The sequence below is a fragment of the Klebsiella sp. PK01 genome (assembly GCF_057624675.1).
Genome location: NZ_JBYEZM010000001.1, coordinates 203064 through 220384, shown reverse-complemented (window position 1 = coordinate 220384; position 17321 = coordinate 203064). Strand labels below are relative to the sequence as shown.

At 55.7% G+C, this 17321-nt stretch carries 14 protein-coding genes; 4 read left to right on the top strand and 10 right to left on the bottom strand.

Annotated features, from left to right (window positions below; genetic code table 11):
- Positions 1-16: 16 nt before the first annotated feature.
- The 3 genes from hpaX to AC22LX_RS01005 all read right to left on the bottom strand — a co-directional run bounded on the left by hpaX (position 17) and on the right by AC22LX_RS01005 (position 3260).
- Positions 17-1405, bottom strand: a complete 1389-nt coding sequence (hpaX, locus tag AC22LX_RS01015) for a 4-hydroxyphenylacetate permease (protein WP_487333673.1) — start codon at positions 1403-1405, stop codon at positions 17-19.
- A 283-nt stretch (positions 1406-1688) separates the two neighbouring features.
- Positions 1689-2216, bottom strand: a complete 528-nt coding sequence (cybB, locus tag AC22LX_RS01010) for a cytochrome b561 (protein ID WP_045393929.1) — start codon at positions 2214-2216, stop codon at positions 1689-1691.
- A gap of 141 nt (positions 2217-2357) precedes the next feature.
- Positions 2358-3260 carry an endonuclease/exonuclease/phosphatase family protein gene (locus AC22LX_RS01005; RefSeq protein WP_052668019.1) on the bottom strand — a complete coding sequence of 301 codons (903 nt, stop codon included), beginning with the start codon at positions 3258-3260 and terminating at the stop codon, positions 2358-2360.
- A gap of 500 nt (positions 3261-3760) precedes the next feature.
- Here AC22LX_RS01005 and gap point away from each other — a divergent pair, with 500 nt between their 5' ends.
- Positions 3761-4759 (top strand): type I glyceraldehyde-3-phosphate dehydrogenase, encoded by a 999-nt coding sequence (gene gap, locus AC22LX_RS01000; RefSeq protein ID WP_045393926.1) that lies wholly within the window; start codon positions 3761-3763, stop codon positions 4757-4759.
- Positions 4760-4800: 41 nt separating this feature from the next.
- On the opposite strand, the gene AC22LX_RS00995 is transcribed toward gap, so the two are convergent.
- From AC22LX_RS00995 to AC22LX_RS00965, 7 genes are all read right to left on the bottom strand, one after another.
- The gene (locus tag AC22LX_RS00995) at positions 4801-5592 is read right to left on the bottom strand and encodes a YdcF family protein (protein WP_487333672.1); all 792 of its coding nucleotides are present in this window, start codon (positions 5590-5592) and stop codon (positions 4801-4803) included.
- 110 nt (positions 5593-5702) lie between these two features.
- Positions 5703-7139 carry an amino acid permease gene (locus AC22LX_RS00990; RefSeq protein WP_045393922.1) on the bottom strand — a complete coding sequence of 479 codons (1437 nt, stop codon included), beginning with the start codon at positions 7137-7139 and terminating at the stop codon, positions 5703-5705.
- A 10-nt stretch (positions 7140-7149) separates the two neighbouring features.
- Complete coding sequence (gene astE / locus AC22LX_RS00985) at positions 7150-8145, bottom strand: succinylglutamate desuccinylase (protein WP_045393920.1); 996 nt, start codon at positions 8143-8145, stop codon at positions 7150-7152.
- A gap of 10 nt (positions 8146-8155) precedes the next feature.
- On the bottom strand, positions 8156-9496 hold the full coding sequence (gene astB, locus AC22LX_RS00980; RefSeq protein ID WP_045393918.1) for an N-succinylarginine dihydrolase: 1341 nt from the start codon (positions 9494-9496) through the stop codon (positions 8156-8158).
- Positions 9497-9518: 22 nt separating this feature from the next.
- Positions 9519-10985: a succinylglutamate-semialdehyde dehydrogenase gene (gene astD / locus AC22LX_RS00975; RefSeq protein ID WP_049060835.1), complete on the bottom strand. Its 1467-nt coding sequence runs from the start codon at positions 10983-10985 to the stop codon at positions 9519-9521.
- Positions 10976-11998, bottom strand: coding sequence for an arginine N-succinyltransferase (astA, locus tag AC22LX_RS00970; protein ID WP_161801935.1), 1023 nt, complete (start codon positions 11996-11998; stop codon positions 10976-10978). Before astA ends, astD begins: the two co-directional genes overlap by 10 nt.
- Positions 11999-12016: 18 nt before the next feature.
- Positions 12017-13222 carry a bifunctional succinylornithine transaminase/acetylornithine transaminase gene (locus AC22LX_RS00965; RefSeq protein ID WP_045393913.1) on the bottom strand — a complete coding sequence of 402 codons (1206 nt, stop codon included), beginning with the start codon at positions 13220-13222 and terminating at the stop codon, positions 12017-12019.
- 530 nt (positions 13223-13752) lie between these two features.
- On the opposite strand from AC22LX_RS00965, the gene AC22LX_RS00960 reads away from it, so the two are divergent.
- From AC22LX_RS00960 to AC22LX_RS00950, 3 genes are all read left to right on the top strand, one after another.
- Positions 13753-15027 (top strand): Glu/Leu/Phe/Val family dehydrogenase, encoded by a 1275-nt coding sequence (locus AC22LX_RS00960; RefSeq protein ID WP_015366353.1) that lies wholly within the window; start codon positions 13753-13755, stop codon positions 15025-15027.
- Positions 15028-15210: 183 nt separating this feature from the next.
- Positions 15211-15642, top strand: a complete 432-nt coding sequence (locus tag AC22LX_RS00955) for a MarR family winged helix-turn-helix transcriptional regulator (RefSeq protein ID WP_045382685.1) — start codon at positions 15211-15213, stop codon at positions 15640-15642.
- A complete protein-coding gene (locus AC22LX_RS00950; RefSeq protein ID WP_059355880.1) occupies positions 15642-17294 on the top strand; it encodes an MFS transporter in 1653 nt (550 codons plus the stop codon). The genes AC22LX_RS00955 and AC22LX_RS00950 overlap by 1 nt, the downstream gene beginning before the upstream one ends.
- The last annotated feature ends 27 nt before the right edge of the window (positions 17295-17321 follow it).

The following is a 17321-nucleotide window of genomic DNA, read 5'->3' as shown; positions in this document are numbered from 1 at the left end:
CGCTACTCCTGTTTTTTTATGGCGTCGCTCGTGGACGGCTGGCCTTCATCGGGATGCGCGATACCACCAGCGCCCCCAAAACCAGGAACCCGGCAACGAGGTAAAATCCGGCGTTGAAGCTACCGGTTAAATCCTTCAGCCAGCCGAATAATAACGGACTCATGGCCGATCCCATATTACCTGTCGCGTTAATCACCGCAATGCCGATCGCTCGCGAGCGCAGGCTGATGGATTGATCCGGCGTGGTCCAGAAAATCACGATCGCCGCATAGGCACCCGCCGAGGCCATAATCACCCCCAACAGTTGCATGATGCTATTTGACCCGTGCGCCGCCAGCATCCAGCCCGCGGCGGCAAACAGGTAGGGCAATAACGTGTGCAGCTTACGTTCCTGTAAGCGGTCAGAACGTTTGCTCCACCAGATCATCGCCATAATGGTACAAATATGCGGTACGGCGCTGAGCAGGCCAATGGCGATATTGCTGCTGCCCTGGTTAAAGCTTTTGAGAATGAGAGGCGTCCAGACGCTAAGCGCGCTTAAAGTATTACAGAGAAAGAAATAGGCCAGCGTATACATCAACACCACCGGGGTGAAGACGTCGCGCCAGAGGCTGCCTTTCCCCTGCTGCAGCGCGCTCAGACTGGCGCTACCGTTCGGTTGCACTAGTCGTAGTTTGTCCTTTTCCATCATCTCGTTAAGGCAACGTTTGTCTTCATCGCTCAGCCATTTGGCCTTTTTCGGGCTATCATCGAGATAGAACCAGACCACCGCCCCCAACAGCACCGATGGGAATCCTTCCAGCAGGAACAACCACTGCCAGCCTTTAAGCGCCAGCATACCATCCATACTGAGAATATAGCCGGAGACCAGCGAGCCCAGCGCCATCGTCACCGGCATAGCAATCATAAACAACGCATTGGCGCGCGCCCGGTAGTAGGCCGGAAACCAGTAGGTTAAGTAGAGCAGAAGCCCCGGAAGAAAACCGGCTTCGGCAATCCCCACCAGCATGCGCAGCAGATACAGGCTATTCGGCCCGGTCGCAAACATGGTCGCTGTCGATGCAATCCCCCAAACCACCATAATGCTGGCAATCCAGCGACGGGCGCCAACGATCCCCAGCATGATGTTACTGGGAATACCAAAGATGACATACATCGCGTAGAACAACGTCGTCGCGAGGCCGAACATGGTGCTACTCAGCCCCAAATCCTGGCTCATCGTGAGCCCGGCAAAGCCAATATTGATACGGTCAAGAAACGAAAAGATAAAAAGCAGAAACAGAAAAGGGATCAAGCGCCGGAACAATTTATTGATCACCACCTGCTCGCGCGGGCTCAGGCGTTCAGCGCCACCGGCATCGGCATCGGCGACAGGCGGAGAAGTGGCCGGTATATTATCGGTCATGTCAGGGTTTCCTTTTGCTCATCGGTATTGAAAATGCAGGCGTTTTAGCCAATGACGCTGCGGATACCGCTGAACGTGCCAGGGTATCGTTTCGACGACCTCCCGGCTAGATTCAATCCACCGCACTGAGATTCTTATAGAACCTTTCGTTTCGTTTAGACATTTTTATTTACATAATTGATACAAATTTGCAGCATAAGTAACATTTCGCGAATCATTTATTGGCGAGTGATGGAAACAAAAAACCCGCCGGCCGGCGGGTTCAGTCGTGATAAGCGGGAATTCAGCGCTTACGCGGCATCATGCGCAGCAGCGTATTATCTTTCCATAAATAGTGATGCAGCAGCGCCGCCAGCGCGTGCAGGCCAATGACGAAATAGCCGATATTTGCCAGTACGCCGTGCAGTTCCTTCAGGGTGTTGACCAAAGCGAAGTTGCTTTGCGCCGCAAAGGGCATCGTCAGGCCGAAAGCAAACCACGGGTTACCGCGGTAATACATCATTACCATGCCAATCGCCGGTAGCGCGATAAACAGCAGATATATCACCAGATGGCCAAGATGGGCGAAACCGGTCATCATCGGCGAGGGTTTAGGAACAATCGGCGGCGCCGGAGACTTCAGGCGCACCAGCAGGCGTGCGATCATTAGGACAAAAATGGAAATACCGCAGGAGACGTGGATCATGTTTATCACCGGACGGTCGCTGCGCGGAAAGAAGCCGCGCAGTTCCATCGCCGCGTAGGCGACGACAACCAGTAAAAAGACCAGCCAGTGTATTCCTATCTGCAGGCCAGAATATTTATCGCGCATGAACAAACCTTAATGGAAGTGTGATGTTGTTAACATAACCGCCTTCCCTTAAATTTTCATTAACCTTTACCGAGGATTAAACAACAGCGTTGGCGCGAATTGAAGATCATAGGGCTCTTTTGCAAAGAGCCCTGGGCAATGTTACTGCTCGGTGAGCTGCAGTTCTGCAATGACCGGCAGATGGTCGCTGGCCGCTGACCAGTTAAATTCCGCCGAGTTATGCGGAATCTCCAGCTTCTTCACATCCCACTTTTGTCCTTTGAAGGTGAAAATGTGGTCGATATCAATAGCCGGGTTAACAGCAGGCCAGCTACGCGTATCCGTCCCCTGCTTCGACACTTCGTTAAAGAAATAACCGATCTCTTTCACCGGCTGTTCTTCACGGGTTGAATTAAAATCGCCGGCCAGGATCTTAATTGAGGAGGCGATATCTTTAAAATCAGACGCCGCATCGCCAATACTCAAATCGAGCAGATAGCGAGCCTGCTCTGTACGCATGGTGGGGTCTTTTTGCCAGTCAAGATGAGTCACCATGATAATCGGCGCGGAATCAAAGCCAGGTACGTCGACCTGCGCCAGCAGCGCCACACGCTGTTCCGCATTGCCTGATGGCAGCTTCACCACCTGCGAATGCAGGATTTTGTATTTTGACAGCAGCCCCAGACCGTACTCTCCGCCATCGAAATCCAACGCTTTACCAAAGGCATAATGCATATTGTTAGCATCGGCAATCGTCTTAAGCTGATCGATTTTCTGGCTGCGCTGAGTTTTGTTATCGACTTCCGGGACGGCAATAATATCGGCGTTAATTTTTTTAATCGCTGAATTAAGTGCCGTAAAATCGGCCACATTATCAGAAGCTTCATTCTTGCCGATATTATAGGTTGCTATGCGCAATTTCGGCTGATTTTGGGTATAGACTTTATCTGGCACCCCGCCTTTTTGTACTGCAAGTATTTCATTACCCGCAAGTTTCTCAGCCGCCAGAACGTTAGCCGACAGACACGCCAGCGCCACCATCGTCAGTGCAATGCTCTTTTTCATTGGTATGTTATTCCCCTATTTAAGTATTCTTATATTAGGGTACCGAGTGAAGACATTGATTATCGTGATGTATGGCGCAAACTTATAACGCAGAGTGAATTAAGTATCCCGAAACATTTTAGGTTATCCACAAAACGGGTCAGTATCAGATCGCATAGTTTGTGGATAACTCGCCTCAGACCGCGTCAGCTCTACCCTCTCGCCATATGTTCATTATTCAACCACATACGCGTGCATACAGGATGGACGCCTGCCTAAATACCGTAACGACATGTAGGTAATGTTTACCATTTAACGCCGCATGATGAAGCAGGCAGGGTTATACTTCCTTCGCACCATCTCGCTCCACGTGACAGTGACCGAAGACGCTTAAGGTAGATAACTTAGCCATTGGAACACCGCAGGTGAATAGCTAAGTCAATGAAAGGAAGAGAAATATCCTTCCCCACTCTATCTGAAGATAGTTTTAATGTATCAACTTCACCACCAGGAGAGTACCCATGAGTAAACTTGGTATTAATGGATTTGGTCGTATTGGACGCTTAGTACTTCGTCGTCTGTTGGAAGTAAATAGCCCGCTAGAGGTCGTGGCCATCAACGATCTCACCTCGCCGAAAGTCTTAGCCTATCTGCTTAAACATGACTCTAACTACGGCCCTTTCCCATGGAGCGTTGATTTTACAGAAGATGCGCTAATCGTTGATGGTAAGAAAATTACCGTTTATGCGGAAAAAGAGGCCCAGCATATTCCGTGGAAAGCCGCGGGCGCAGAGGTGATTGTTGAATGTACCGGCTTCTATACGTCGGCTGAAAAATCGCAGGCGCACCTGACCGCCGGCGCGAAGAAAGTGCTGATTTCCGCCCCTGCCGGCGAGATGAAAACCATCGTTTATCACGTCAATGACGACACCATGAGCCCGGATGACACCATTATTTCGGTTGCATCCTGCACCACCAACTGTCTGGCGCCAATGGCTAAAGTGCTGAACGACGCTTTCGGCATTACCGTGGGCACCATGACCACTATTCACGCTTATACCGGTACGCAATCGCTGGTCGACGGCCCCCGTGGCAAAGACCTGCGCGCCTCGCGAGCGGCGGCGGAGAACGTTATACCCCACACCACCGGCGCGGCAAAAGCCATCGGTCTGGTGATCCCGGAGCTCAGCGGGAAACTGAAAGGTCACGCCCAGCGCGTGCCGACTAAAACAGGCTCAGTCACTGAGCTTGTGTCCGTGCTGGCGAAGAAAGTCACCGCGGAAGAGGTTAATCAGGCCATGAAAAATGCGGCGGCGAACAACGAGTCTTTTGGCTACACCGAAGAAGAAATTGTCTCCTCCGACATTATCGGCAGCCATTTCGGCTCAATCTATGATGCGACCCAGCTGGAGATCGTAGAGGCCGGCGGCGTACAGCTAGTGAAAACCGTGGCCTGGTACGATAACGAGTACGGTTTTGTCACCCAGCTTGTCCGCGTGCTGGATAAATTCGCGAAGTAATCCCAGAATCTGCGGATAGCTGCGGCTATCCGCCTTTCTCCCTACCCCAGCGTTCTGGCGTTCAGCGCCTGGCTCAATAGCGTATCTGCACGCAAGCATTGCCACGCCGCGCTAACATCGCGTGGGAAATCGACATGGGCAATAAAATCTTTACCGTTGGGGCCATAACCCTGCGGGTTATCCAGCAAACGTGGCAGCTCGCCAAGCAGCAGTTCCAGATAACGCCCCACCGGCCACAGTCCACTAGCATCTCCGCTGAATCTCAGGCCAGTAGCGCTATTTTCGAGCCGCGGCGAACAACCTGGGTAGCTCCACCACTGCGGCGGCGCCGGAGCATCCTGCCAGACGCGGGCAAACGTCGCCATCGTCCGACGCTGCATCGTCGGATCCTGAATCACCACGCCAGAGGTATGATCCAGCCCACGCTCTTCCAGTAACCGGCGGGTAAACCACGCGTTTTCGCCGCAGTTGGTTGAACGGTCTTCCACCACAATGCGATCGCGCGGTATTTGCCAGAAACGTTCGGCGATATCCGCCAGGATATGCGATTCCGGACGCCCCTCTACCTGCAGCGCCTGATAGTGCAGATGCTTTCGTACAGCGTTATATAAAAAGGTCGTCGAATGACCAATGCCGCCGCTTATCAGCAACGGGACCTGCGCCTGCGCCGCCAGGTGACAGGCGGCATCAATCGTCGGGATCACCGCATTGCCGGCCAGCACGACAATTTTCGGCTGTGGCTCCTGCGGTAAATCATCCTGCGCCAACCAGGCGCCAATCTGATTGGCCGCCGCTAACGTCTCGAGCGAAAGCGCCGGGAAATGCTCTGTCATACCCTTTCCTTCTATTGTCCTGGTCCATCAATGAAGTACCGGGCGACATCATAAACCGCGCTAAGGCGAAAAGGAAAATCCGGCAGCCACGCTTAAGCTGCCGGGTATCATCAGGCGTTGACATTATCCAAAGCCAGTTGCCCTTCGCGCTTCTGTTTCACTTTCCAGAAGCACCATAGCGCGATAAACCACAGCGGCGAGGCCATCAGCGCCAGCAGCGTATCCGGGTCGAAAATCATAATGAAGATCGAGAAGGCGAAAAACAGCAGGCTCAGCCAGCACATCACCACTCCCGCCGGCATTTTGAATTTCGACTGCGCGTGCAGGTCCGGGCGTTTATGACGATACACCAGATATGCCACGAGGATCATACCCCAGCTGAAAACCACCATGATCGCCGCCAGCGTCGACACAATGGTAAATAACGTCATCACGTTTGGCACCAGGAACAGCAGTAACGTGCCGCTTAGCATGCAGAAGCAGGAGAACAGCAGGCTACGTACCGGAATACGGGTATTACGCGACAGAATACGGAACTGCCAGTGCGCATGTTTTTCTACCGACAGGCCGTAGAGCATGCGGGTACTGGAGTAAACGCCGCTGTTCGCCGATGACATGGCCGACGTTAGGGCGACAAAGTTAATTACCGCGGCGGCGGCAGGCAGCCCGGCCTTGGCGAACAGGGTCACGAACGGACTGGCATCCGGCGAGACGCCAGGCCATGAAGCCACGGCAATAATGACCACCATCGACAGCAGATAGAAAATAATGATGCGCAGCGGCAGCGCGTTAATCGCCTTCGGCAAGATGCGCTCAGGATCGCGTGTTTCCGCCGTCATGGTGCCGAGCAGCTCAATACCGGTGAAGGAGAAAATCGCTATCTGGAAACCGGCGAAGAAACCGGTCACGCCGTGGGGCATAAAGGCCGTCGGGTCGGTAATATGGCCTAAAGAAGCCTTCACGCCATCCGGCGAAGTCCAGCCAATAGCAATCATCCACGCGCCGGTCAAAATCAGCGCGATGATGGTGATAACTTTAATCAGCGCAAACCAGAACTCGGCCTCGCCGAACATCTTTACCGACAACAGATTAAACAAGAACAGGATGCCAAGCGTACTCAGCGCGGGCATCCACGCCGACATCTCCGGGAACCAGTACTGCATATAGCTGCCGCAAACCACCACGTCGGCGATACAGGTCACCACCCAGCTAAGCCAGTAGGTCCAGCCCAGATAGAAGCTGGCCTGCGGGCCGAGATAATCGCCGACGAAATCCGCAAACGAACGATAATCCAGGCGGGTCAGCAACAGCTCCCCCATCGCCCGCATCACCATATAGGTAAAGAAACCTACCAGTAGATAAATAAGCAGAATGGACGTTCCGGCGACGGCGATGTTTCTGCCCGCCCCCATAAACAGTCCGGTGCCGATAGCGCCGCCCAGCGCAATCATCTGAATGTGCCGGGCGCCAAGGCCGCGTTTGAGCTGCGACGGGCACTCCCCGTCGGCGGCAGGATGAACCTGCCCCTCACGTTGATGTTCAGTCATGTTGATTCCTTCAAGCAGGCATGGAAAGGCTTGGCGCGGTAGCGGTCAGCAGCAGCCCGGCGCGTTGACCGGCGGCGACGCCCGCATTCGGAAACAGGATGTAGGGGGCGTCGGCATTGACCACCCAGGTTTTCTGCGCTTGACGGGCGATTTCATAGCCTGCCGGCAGCGCGGTAAAGTTTTCAATTTTCGGGTCGAGATTAAGGGTGAAACCGTTCTCGCTCTTGATGATGCTCTGCTGCACCACAAAGTATTCGACCGGCGCTTTGCTGCGCGGCGGCATGATGCCATCGGCGATCAGCGCGCCGATGGCCAGTTCGGTGGCGGCAAACAAGCGCAGATCATTTTCACCGAATGGCATCACCTTCCCCAGTTCCAGCGTGGCGCTTTGCGCGCCGAACTTCTCGCTGGTGAAGTGGGTAAAGGTGCCGCCCGGTTCGGTATGGCGCACGATGGCGTCCATACCGCTGGCCTGTAACAGCTGATAAAAATCCGCGCCGTAGTCGCCATCATGAGCGGGCAGCAGCGCAAACTGCCGATATTTCGACCCGCGAATGGCGGTATGCAGATCGAGATGCGTGCGCGGCACCTTGCCGTGGACATCGGCGCTACGGAAGAAGGCCTGTACGGCCATCTCCAGTTCAAAAGCGCGCCGCGATTCGTTACCGGGCATCGCCGCCAGATGGCGACCGCCAAACAGCCGGTTGAGATCGTTATGCAGATAGCGACGGCCGGCGCGAATGGCGGGCAGATTGCCGAACACCACCAGTAGCGCGTGGGTCAGCGGCTGTTCGCCATGGCTTAACCCCTGCAGGATCTGCAGCAACATTTCAATCGGCGCGGTTTCGTTACCGTGCACCCCGGCGGAAAGCACCGTCGCCTGTCGCCAGGGCGTTTTTGGCAGCAGTTGCAGAATGCCATCGCCTAACCAACTGGCTTCGATAGTCGGCGGAAAGGTCCATGTCTGCAGTTTACAATGCAGTAAATCGTTGACGTTTTGTTCCATTCCCGGCCCCTTATCGCTGGAAGTCATAAATCGCGCCCAGATGTAAAATCTGCGTCAGCTCGTCCAGCGCCTGATAAACCTCGCGCAGTAGCTGCGGGTCGGCGAGATCGCTGGCATGCAGGCGGTCGCGATAATGCTTTTCAACCCACGCGGTCAGCTGCCGGTAGCGTTCGTCATTCATCAGACTGTGAGCGTTGACCGCCGCGCGCTCGGCATCGTTAAGCACCACCCGCAGACGTAAACAGGCCGGGCCGCCGCCGTTGCGCATGCTTTCACGTAGATCGAATGCCGCCACTTCATCGATAGGCGATGCGCTATCGGCGGCGAGAGCGGAGAGATAACGCCAGACGTTTTCACGCTGACGACACTCTTCCGGCACCACGATCAGCATTTTGCCATCGGTTTTGCTCAGTAACTGGCTGTTGAACAGATAAGAGGCCACCGCGTCATCGAGGCTAACCTGCTCGTCCGGCACTTCAACGCTGGTAAATGGAATATTCAGACTGGCGTTTCTCTCCTTCAGCGTCGCCAGCACCTCCTGCTGTTGCAGGAAGGCGTGTTGATGATGGAACAGTACGTGACGGTTGCTGACGGCGATAACATCATTGTGGAATACGCCATGGTCGATAGCCTGCGGATTTTGCTGAGCGAATACGGTGTACTGCGGGTCGAGCTGATGCAGACGCGCCACCGCTTCGCTGGCCTCCAGCGTCTGGCGTGCGGGGTATTTTGCTGGCGTAACACCGCCGCTGGCGCGCTTACCGTAAACAAAAAACTGCACGCCCTGGCGGTCATAATCCCCGCAGAAACGGTTATGGTTAGCGGCCCCTTCATCACCTAAATCGCCATGCTGCGGCAGTGCCGCGTGATGCGCAAAGTAGCGCTCATCGGCGAAGGTCGCCCTGAGGATGGCCGAGGTGATCGGCGCTTCCTGCATGCGGTGCAGCTTATTGTTGAGGTTCGCCACCGTAAAATGCACTTTTCTATCAGCGCTATCGGCCGACGGCGACACGGTGGCGGCGTTGGCGGTCCACATCGAGGAAGCGGAGCTAAAAGCCGATAATAACTGCGGGGCCTCTTTGGCCGCACGCTGGATCACCTGCTCATCGCTGCCCTGAAAACCAATGCTGCGCAGCATCGTCATATTTGGCCGCGGCTGCGGCGGCAGAATGCCCTGTACAAAGCCACGATCGGCCAGGGTCTTCATCTTATAAAGTCCCTGCAGCGCCGCCTTCTTCGGGTTAGATAAACCGTCACGGTTGTTTTGTGACGCTTCGTTGCCTACCGACAACCCGGCGTAGTGGTGCGTTGGCCCCACCAGGCCGTCAAAATTCGCTTCAAATCCAGACATAGTGTCCTCACAAAAACGGTTATCAGAATGGCAGACCTGGCGACGTCGTCGCCGGAAGCGTCAGCGTTTCGCTGACCAGAGAAGCCATCGGCCAGGCGCAATAATCGGCGGCATACCACGCCGAGGCGCGATGGTTGCCGGAGGCGCCGACACCGCCGAATGGCGCTTTGCTGGAGGCCCCGGTGAGCGGTTTGTTCCAGTTAACGATCCCGGCGCGCGCTTCGTCGGCCAGCTTGTCGAACAGCGCCGGGTCGGCGGAAATAAGCCCGACCGCCAGACCGTAGCGGGTGTTATTGGCAATCGCGATCGCCTCATCGAACCGGTCGTATCGAATCACGGTAAGCAGCGGGCCGAAGTACTCTTCATCCGGTACCGTAATCCCGGTAACGTCGATAATCCCCGGCGTTAACACGGTAGAGTGAGGGTCCGGCTGGCTCATGCGCAGCAGCACTTTGCCGCCCAGCGCTTCCAGCTTCGCCTGCGCCGCCAGCATGCCCTGCGCCGCGCTTTGCGAAATCACCCCGCCCATAAACGGCTGCGGTTCGGCGTCCCATTTACCGGCGCGGATCTGCCGGCTGGCATCAATCAGTTGTTCGACTAGCGCATCGCCCTGTTCGCCGCGCGGTACCAGTAAACGACGCGCGCAGGTGCAGCGCTGCCCGGCGGAGATAAAGGCCGATTGAATAATCACGTTCAGCGCCGCAACGCTATCGGTAACGTCGGCCACGATCAGCGAGTTATTGCCGCCCATTTCAAGCGCCAACATTTTCTCCGGCTGACCGCCGAGGTAACGGTGGAAGTGGAAGCCAGCGGCGGCGCTACCGGTAAACAGCACGCCGTCGATATCGCGATTTTCCAGCAGCGCCTGGCCGGTATCTTTCGCCCCCTGCACCAGGTTTAGCACCCCATCCGGGATCCCAGCCTGCTGCCATAGCTGAACGGTGAGTTCCGCGGTCGCCGGCGTCAATTCGCTCGGTTTAAATACCACGGTGTTACCGGCGATCAGCGCCGGGATAATATGGCCGTTCGGCAGATGCCCCGGGAAGTTGTAAGGGCCAAACACCGCCATCACGCCGTGCGGCTTATGGCGCAGCAGCGCTTTGCCATCCGGCATAGCGGACTCGCGATAACCGGTGCGTTCGGCGTAGGCATCAATGGAAATCCCGGCTTTGCCGATCATCGCCTGTACTTCAGTGCGGGTTTCCCACAGCGGCTTGCTGGTTTCACGGGAAATTAACGTCGCCAGCGCCTCTTTATTCTCTTCCAGCAGCGCCGCGAAACGCTGAACCACGGCAATGCGTTCGCTTAATGGACGATGCGACCAGCCATAAAACGCCTCGCGCGCGGCGGCGCAGGCGGCCTGCACGTCGGCCGCGCCCGCACTTTGCGCCTGCCATAAAACGGACTGGTCTTCCGGCGCCAGCTTAGTTAACGGCGCGCCTGCGCCCTGCTGCCACTTACCTGCTATAAACTGTGCGTTTACCGCCATGATCTGTTTTCCTCTGGATTGAGTGTCACCGCGTGAACCCGGTCGGTGGCATTGACCTGCAGGGCGTCCAGCGCCTGCTGATCGAGCGCTCCCGGCGTCTCTTGCGCGATGAGCACCGCGCGGAAATTATCAAACTGTCCGTTGGCGACGATGGTTGGCGTCGCCTGCGGCGTCATGAGTTGCAGCGCCGGCAGCGAATAGCTCTCTCTGATAGCGCGAATATTATCGGTTTCAGCTTCCAGTACCGGGCCGGCATCGAAGATGTCGACGGACCCGCGCCAGCTAAACCCTTCTTTTTCGAGAATAGCCCGCGCCGGCGCGGTGTTAGCATGAACCTGGCCTATCACCTCGCGGGCATCATCCGGCAGCAGCGAGATGTAAATCGGGTAAGCCGGCATCAGTTCGGCGATAAAGGTTTTCATCCCTGTACCGGTGAGGCGATCGGCATCGGCGAAAGGAATGTCGAAAAAGTGGTGCCCCAACGCATCCCAGAACGGCGAATTACCCTGCTCGTCGCTGCGCCCGCGCAGCTCGGCAAACAGATGAGGCGAAAACCACTCGCGGAACGCGGCAATAAAGACAAACCGCGCTTTGGAGAGCAGCAGGCCGTTGCGGTTCTTCTGGTACTCCGGGTCCAGAAACAGGGTACAGAGTTCGCTATGGCCGGTATGGTCGTAGCTTAAATTGAGCAATTCCTGATGCTTGTATACCCCAAGCTCTTTAGATGCCCGTACCGTCTTTTGAATACGAAAATTGTAGAACGGTTCGTCGAGCCCCACTGCGACCTCAATGGCGCTGACGCCGACAACCCGGCTCAGTTCGGTATCTTCCAGAACAAACAGAAACCCCTGTTCGCCGCGCGTCAGCTTGCCGGCAAAGGTTTCTACGCTGCGTTTGATCCGTGCGGCGAGGCGCACGGCATCATTGGGCAGCGATGTCATTCCCACGCCCGCCCGGGAGGCCAGGCGGACAATATCATCAAGGTCGTTTTCCCGTACGGGACGAAATAACATCATAGGCCGTCTCCCGGATTAGCTGGTTAAGCGGGCGACGGCGCGCTCTAGGCGCACGAAGGCTTCATCAATATCCGCCAGGGGAATATTGAGCGCCGGGGCGAAACGCAGTACGTCCGGCCCGGCTATCAGCGCGATCAGCCCCTCTTCCGCCGCCAGATTGGTCAGCGCTTTGGCTTTGCCGCGCAGATGGCTAGCCAGTTCGGCGCCAATCAGCAGCCCCATCCCACGCACGGCGCTAAAGACATCATATTTGGCGTTCAGCGCATTGAGTTTATCGACGATAAGGGTATGGCGTTCGCCCACGCCCGCCAGCAGCGCGCTATCCATTTGCGCCAGCACGCTATTAGCGACGGTCGCCGCCAGCGGGTTGCCGCCGAAAGTCGTGCCGTGAGTACCGGGCTGGAACACCTGCGCCCAGGCCTCTTTCGCCAGCATCGCGCCAATTGGGAAGCCGCCGCCCAGCCCTTTCGCGCTGGTGAGAATATCCGGAACCACGTTGTAATGCTGGTAAGCATACAGTTGGCCGGTACGCCCGGCGCCGGTCTGCACTTCATCAAAAATCAGCGTTGCTTCATGCTCATCGCACAGGTCGCGCAGCGCCTGCAGGAATTGCGGATCCGCCGGCATGACGCCGCCTTCGCCGATAATCGGTTCAACGATGACCGCGCAGGTGCGGGAAGAGAACGCCGCTTTCACCGCATCGATGTCGTTATACGGCAGATGGGTGATGTCCTGCGGTAATGGCGCATAGTCGCTGGAGTACTTCGGCTGTCCTCCCACGGTGACGGTAAACAGAGTGCGCCCATGGAAAGAGTTCTTGAAGGCGATGATTTCGCTCTTGTCGGCGCCGAATTTGTCGTGCGCATACTTGCGCGCCAGCTTCAGCGCGGCTTCGTTGGCTTCAGCGCCGGAGTTACAGAAGAAAATTTTATCGGCGAAGGTCGACTCCACCAGCGTTTTCGCCAGCTGCAGCACCGGTTCGTTGGTATAGCCGTTGCCGATGTGCCACAGCTTATCCAGCTGCGCTTTCAGCGCGTTAGCCAGCGCCGGATTCGCATGACCCAGCGCGTTAACCGCAATGCCGCCAGCCACGTCAATGTACTCTTTGCCCCGCTGGTCCCAGACGCGGGAGCCCGCTGCTTTCACCGGGATAAACGGCGCGGGAGCGAAACACGGAACCATATAAGCATCAAAATCTTCGCGAGTGATACTGCCTGACATAACAATTCTCCGGAACGAGGATCGGCGGCATAAATTGGCCAATCGTGAATAGTCGAATTTAACAATTCCCTTTAGCCGTTTTCAGGGCGCAAACGTCCCGCTGCGATGACAAATATTTTCACCACAACTGAAATAAGCCATTTTATTTGTACGGGTATATGTTAATTCACGGTTAATACCTTGTGTATTGCGTGAGCTAATGCTGGGCCCTGACGCGCAACAAAGTCAATACAACCACGAATCATTTTATTCACTTTTAGAGGATCATCAAGATAATGAAAAATATGAAAAAATTATTTCAGTATTCACTTATCTGCATAAAATATGCATATTGATGCATGACATGCAGGCGCCAGAGTGTGCTTATTTATTCAAATGCAACCCCAAAAAACTAACAAAAATGTAAAATTCGGAATAGCCGTCAAATACTGGTTTATAAAATTGGTGATAACATTCATCACACAGATTTTACTGCTGTACCTATTCCACGGTTTTACACGACACAAATAACATTGAGATACAGGACTCTTATGGAAAAGTTATCTTACGCATCTGAAAGTAGTACATCTCCATGGACCACTTACCTGCGCCAGATCGACCGCGTCGCGCCGTATCTGGGCGACCTCGCCTACTGGGTGGAAACCCTGCGCCACCCGAAACGCGCGCTGATCGTTGATATTCCAGTGCAGATGGATGATGGCACCATCCGCCATTTCGAAGGCTATCGCGTACAGCACAATCTATCGCGTGGACCGGGTAAAGGTGGTGTTCGCTACCATCCGGATGTCGATCTTAACGAGGTAATGGCGCTTTCTGCCTGGATGACCATCAAGTGCGCCGCGGTCAATATTCCTTACGGCGGGGCCAAAGGCGGCATCCGCGTCGACCCGTTCTCACTGTCTGAAGGCGAGCTGGAACGTCTGACCCGTCGCTATACCAGCGAAATCGGCATTATCATTGGACCACAGAAAGATATTCCGGCGCCGGACGTAGGCACCAACGGTAAAGTGATGGCGTGGATGATGGACACCTACTCCATGAACCACGGCACCACTATCACCGGCGTGGTTACCGGTAAGCCGATTCATCTCGGCGGTTCGCTGGGGCGTGAAAAAGCTACCGGCCGCGGCGTCTTCGTCACCGGTCGTGAAGTGGCTCGTCGTAACGGTATCGAAATCGAAGGCGCGAAAGTGGCGCTGCAAGGTTTTGGTAACGTCGGCAGCGAAGCCGCTCGTTTGTTCGCCGACGTTGGCGCGCGTATTGTCGTGATCCAGGACCACACCGCGACCCTGTTCAACGAAGGCGGCATCGACATGCAGGCGCTAACCGCATGGCAGGCCGAGAACAAGAAGATCGCCGGCTTCCCGGGCGCGCGTGAAATCGCTAAAGAAGATTTCTGGACCACCGAGATGGATATCCTGATCCCGGCAGCGCTGGAAGGCCAAATCACCCGTGAGCGCGCGGAAAAAATCAGCTGTAAGCTGATCCTCGAAGGCGCCAACGGCCCGACCTATCCGGACGCCGACGACGTGCTCGCCGACCGCGGAGTGATCGTGGTTCCGGACGTTATCTGTAACGCCGGCGGCGTGACCGTCAGCTACTTCGAATGGGTTCAGGATATGGCGAGCTTCTTCTGGAGTGAAGAAGAGATCAACGCCAAGATGGACCGCATCATGACCGATGCTATCGTTCACGTCTGCGATAAAGCCGCCGAGAAAGCCTGTTCTCTGCGTACCGCGGCCTATATCGTCGCCTGTGAGCGCATCCTGCTGGCGCGTAAAGATCGCGGCATCTATCCGGGCTAATGTCCAGGTAATCCAGATACGAAACCCGGGATCGCCCGGGTTTTTTATTTTTTCTCCACGTGTCAGCCGGCCTTTTCCACAAAAAACGCACATTGCGTTAACCTATTTTTATCTTCGTGACTTGAAATCGGTAAATCGCCGCGCCTAAAATCATTAGAGCTCTAATGAATTTGCAGGCGGAACATGGATAACCGACAGCTTAACTTTTCCCATCTCTTATACTTAACCGCGCATCACTGGCGGCTGGCAGTTAACCGGCGGTTGAAAAATCTTGGCATGAGCCAGGCGTCATGGGTGGCGGTCTCAGCCATTGCCCGCAACGAGCAGCCCCTCTCGCAAAGCGAACTGGCGCAGGAGCTCGGTGTTGAAAGCGCCACCATCGTCCCGCTCATTAACCGCCTGGTCGAACTTGAACTGGTGGAGCGCGTTAAGCCTGACAGCGATAAACGTAAGCGTCTGCTGGTCGCCACTGCAAAAGGGATGGCGCTTTTCCATCAGGTGAAAGCGGTCGCCGACGACCTGCGCGAGGAGATCCTCACCGCCATCACTGCGGAAGAGCGTGAGCAAACCCACCGGGTACTGGAAAAGCTGCTGCACGAGGTGGAAAAGAAATAATGCCTCGTCGCGAAGCTAATCCTTATGTGCCCCACGACTGGGCGCCGCATGAAAAGCCGGCGATGCTCGGTTCGCCGTCGACGCCAATCCACAGTACGCCGAAACGCGTCGCTTACGGCATCGTCGGGCTGTTGGTGTGTCTGACCGGCGCGCTGGGTAATGCCGTCGTTACCGCCAACCTGCAGCTGCTGCAGGGCACTTTTGCCGCCTGGTCGACGGAAATTGCGTGGCTGCCGGCGGTCTACGTGATGACTAACGTTTCTATCAACCTGCTGCTGGTGAAATTTCGCCAGCAGTTTGGCCTGCGCGCCTTTACCGAAGGCTTCCTGGTACTGTATGTACTGGTCACTTTCTTCCACCTGTTCGTCAACGACCTCAGCTCGGCAATGATGGTGCGCGCGGCGCACGGTATGGTGGCCGCGGCGCTGAGTTCTCTGGGGATTTACTATCAGGTGCAGGCCTGGCCGGCGCGCCACCGTCTGAAGGCGTTGACCATTGGGATCACCGGATCGTCGCTGGCAATCCCGCTGGCGCGTCTGTTCTCGACCGAACTGCTGCAGATTGACGAATGGCGCGGGCTCTACTTCTTTGAGCTCGGGCTGGCGCTGGTGTCGCTGGCCTGCGTCATCGCGCTGAAACTGCCGCCAAGCGACCGCAAAAAGGTGTTTGAGAAGAAGGATTTTATTACCTTCTTCCTGCTGGCTCCCGGCATGGCTTTGGTCTGCGCGGTGCTGTCGCTGGGCCGTCTGGACTGGTGGTTTGAGGCGCCGTGGCTTGGCTGGTCGCTGGCGGGGGCGGTGGTGCTGATCGTTTCGGCTATCGCCTTTGAACATAATCGAACGAATCCGCTGCTTAACACCAAATGGCTTTCCAGCGGCAGTATCATTCGTCTGGGGCTGATTATGCTGCTGATTCGTATCGTACTGGCGGAACAGAATACCGGGGTCATCGGCTGGCTGCAGTACGTCGGCTTGCAAAACGAGCAGATGACTAACCTGGCGTGGTCGATTTTCGCCGGTATCGTCTGCGGTATCGTCGCCAGTTGTCTGACGCTTAACCCGCAGCGCCTTTACTGGCCCACCGCGACCGCGCTGGCGTTGATCATGATTGCCTCATTGCTTGATAGTCAGTCCACTGCCCTGACCCGTCCGGAACAGTTAATGTTCAGCCAGTTTTTACTTGGTTTCGGCAGCGCCTTCTTCCTCGCGCCGGCCATGCTGGCGGGAATTGGCGGGGTGATTGCCGACCAACGCAATCTGGTCAGCTTCTCGGTACTGTTTGGCATGAGCCAAAATATCGGTGGCCTACTCGGCTCAGCTATCCTCGGTACCTTTCAGACCTGGCGCGAAAAATTTCATTCCAGCCAGTTGGCCGATCAGATAACCACGCTGAACCCGCTGATCGCCGAGCGACTACAGCAGTATAGCCAGATGTATCAAAGCCAAATTGGCGACAGCACGCTATTGAACGTGCAGGCTACCACGTTGCTGCAAAACGCCTCGACGCTACAGGCCAATATTCTCGCCTACAATGACACTTATCTCCTGACGGCGGCGATCTCTGCCGCAACGCTGGTGTGGATTTTCTGGCGCTTAATCAGATTGCGAATCACCGCCCGTATCGCGTTAAAACGCGCAACCGGCAACAAATAATAAGATAATTTTTACTCTGGAGTGGTT

Coding starts and splice junctions, on each gene's coding strand:
- hpaX (WP_487333673.1), bottom strand. CDS start 1,405: ATGACCGATAATATACCGGCCACTTCTCCGCCTGTCGCCGATGCCGAT.
- cybB (WP_045393929.1), bottom strand. CDS start 2,216: ATGCGCGATAAATATTCTGGCCTGCAGATAGGAATACACTGGCTGGTC.
- AC22LX_RS01005 (WP_052668019.1), bottom strand. CDS start 3,260: ATGAAAAAGAGCATTGCACTGACGATGGTGGCGCTGGCGTGTCTGTCG.
- gap (WP_045393926.1), top strand. CDS start 3,761: ATGAGTAAACTTGGTATTAATGGATTTGGTCGTATTGGACGCTTAGTA.
- AC22LX_RS00995 (WP_487333672.1), bottom strand. CDS start 5,592: ATGACAGAGCATTTCCCGGCGCTTTCGCTCGAGACGTTAGCGGCGGCC.
- AC22LX_RS00990 (WP_045393922.1), bottom strand. CDS start 7,139: ATGACTGAACATCAACGTGAGGGGCAGGTTCATCCTGCCGCCGACGGG.
- astE (WP_045393920.1), bottom strand. CDS start 8,145: ATGGAACAAAACGTCAACGATTTACTGCATTGTAAACTGCAGACATGG.
- astB (WP_045393918.1), bottom strand. CDS start 9,496: ATGTCTGGATTTGAAGCGAATTTTGACGGCCTGGTGGGGCCAACGCAC.
- astD (WP_049060835.1), bottom strand. CDS start 10,985: ATGGCGGTAAACGCACAGTTTATAGCAGGTAAGTGGCAGCAGGGCGCA.
- astA (WP_161801935.1), bottom strand. CDS start 11,998: ATGTTATTTCGTCCCGTACGGGAAAACGACCTTGATGATATTGTCCGC.
- AC22LX_RS00965 (WP_045393913.1), bottom strand. CDS start 13,222: ATGTCAGGCAGTATCACTCGCGAAGATTTTGATGCTTATATGGTTCCG.
- AC22LX_RS00960 (WP_015366353.1), top strand. CDS start 13,753: ATGGAAAAGTTATCTTACGCATCTGAAAGTAGTACATCTCCATGGACC.
- AC22LX_RS00955 (WP_045382685.1), top strand. CDS start 15,211: ATGGATAACCGACAGCTTAACTTTTCCCATCTCTTATACTTAACCGCG.
- AC22LX_RS00950 (WP_059355880.1), top strand. CDS start 15,642: ATGCCTCGTCGCGAAGCTAATCCTTATGTGCCCCACGACTGGGCGCCG.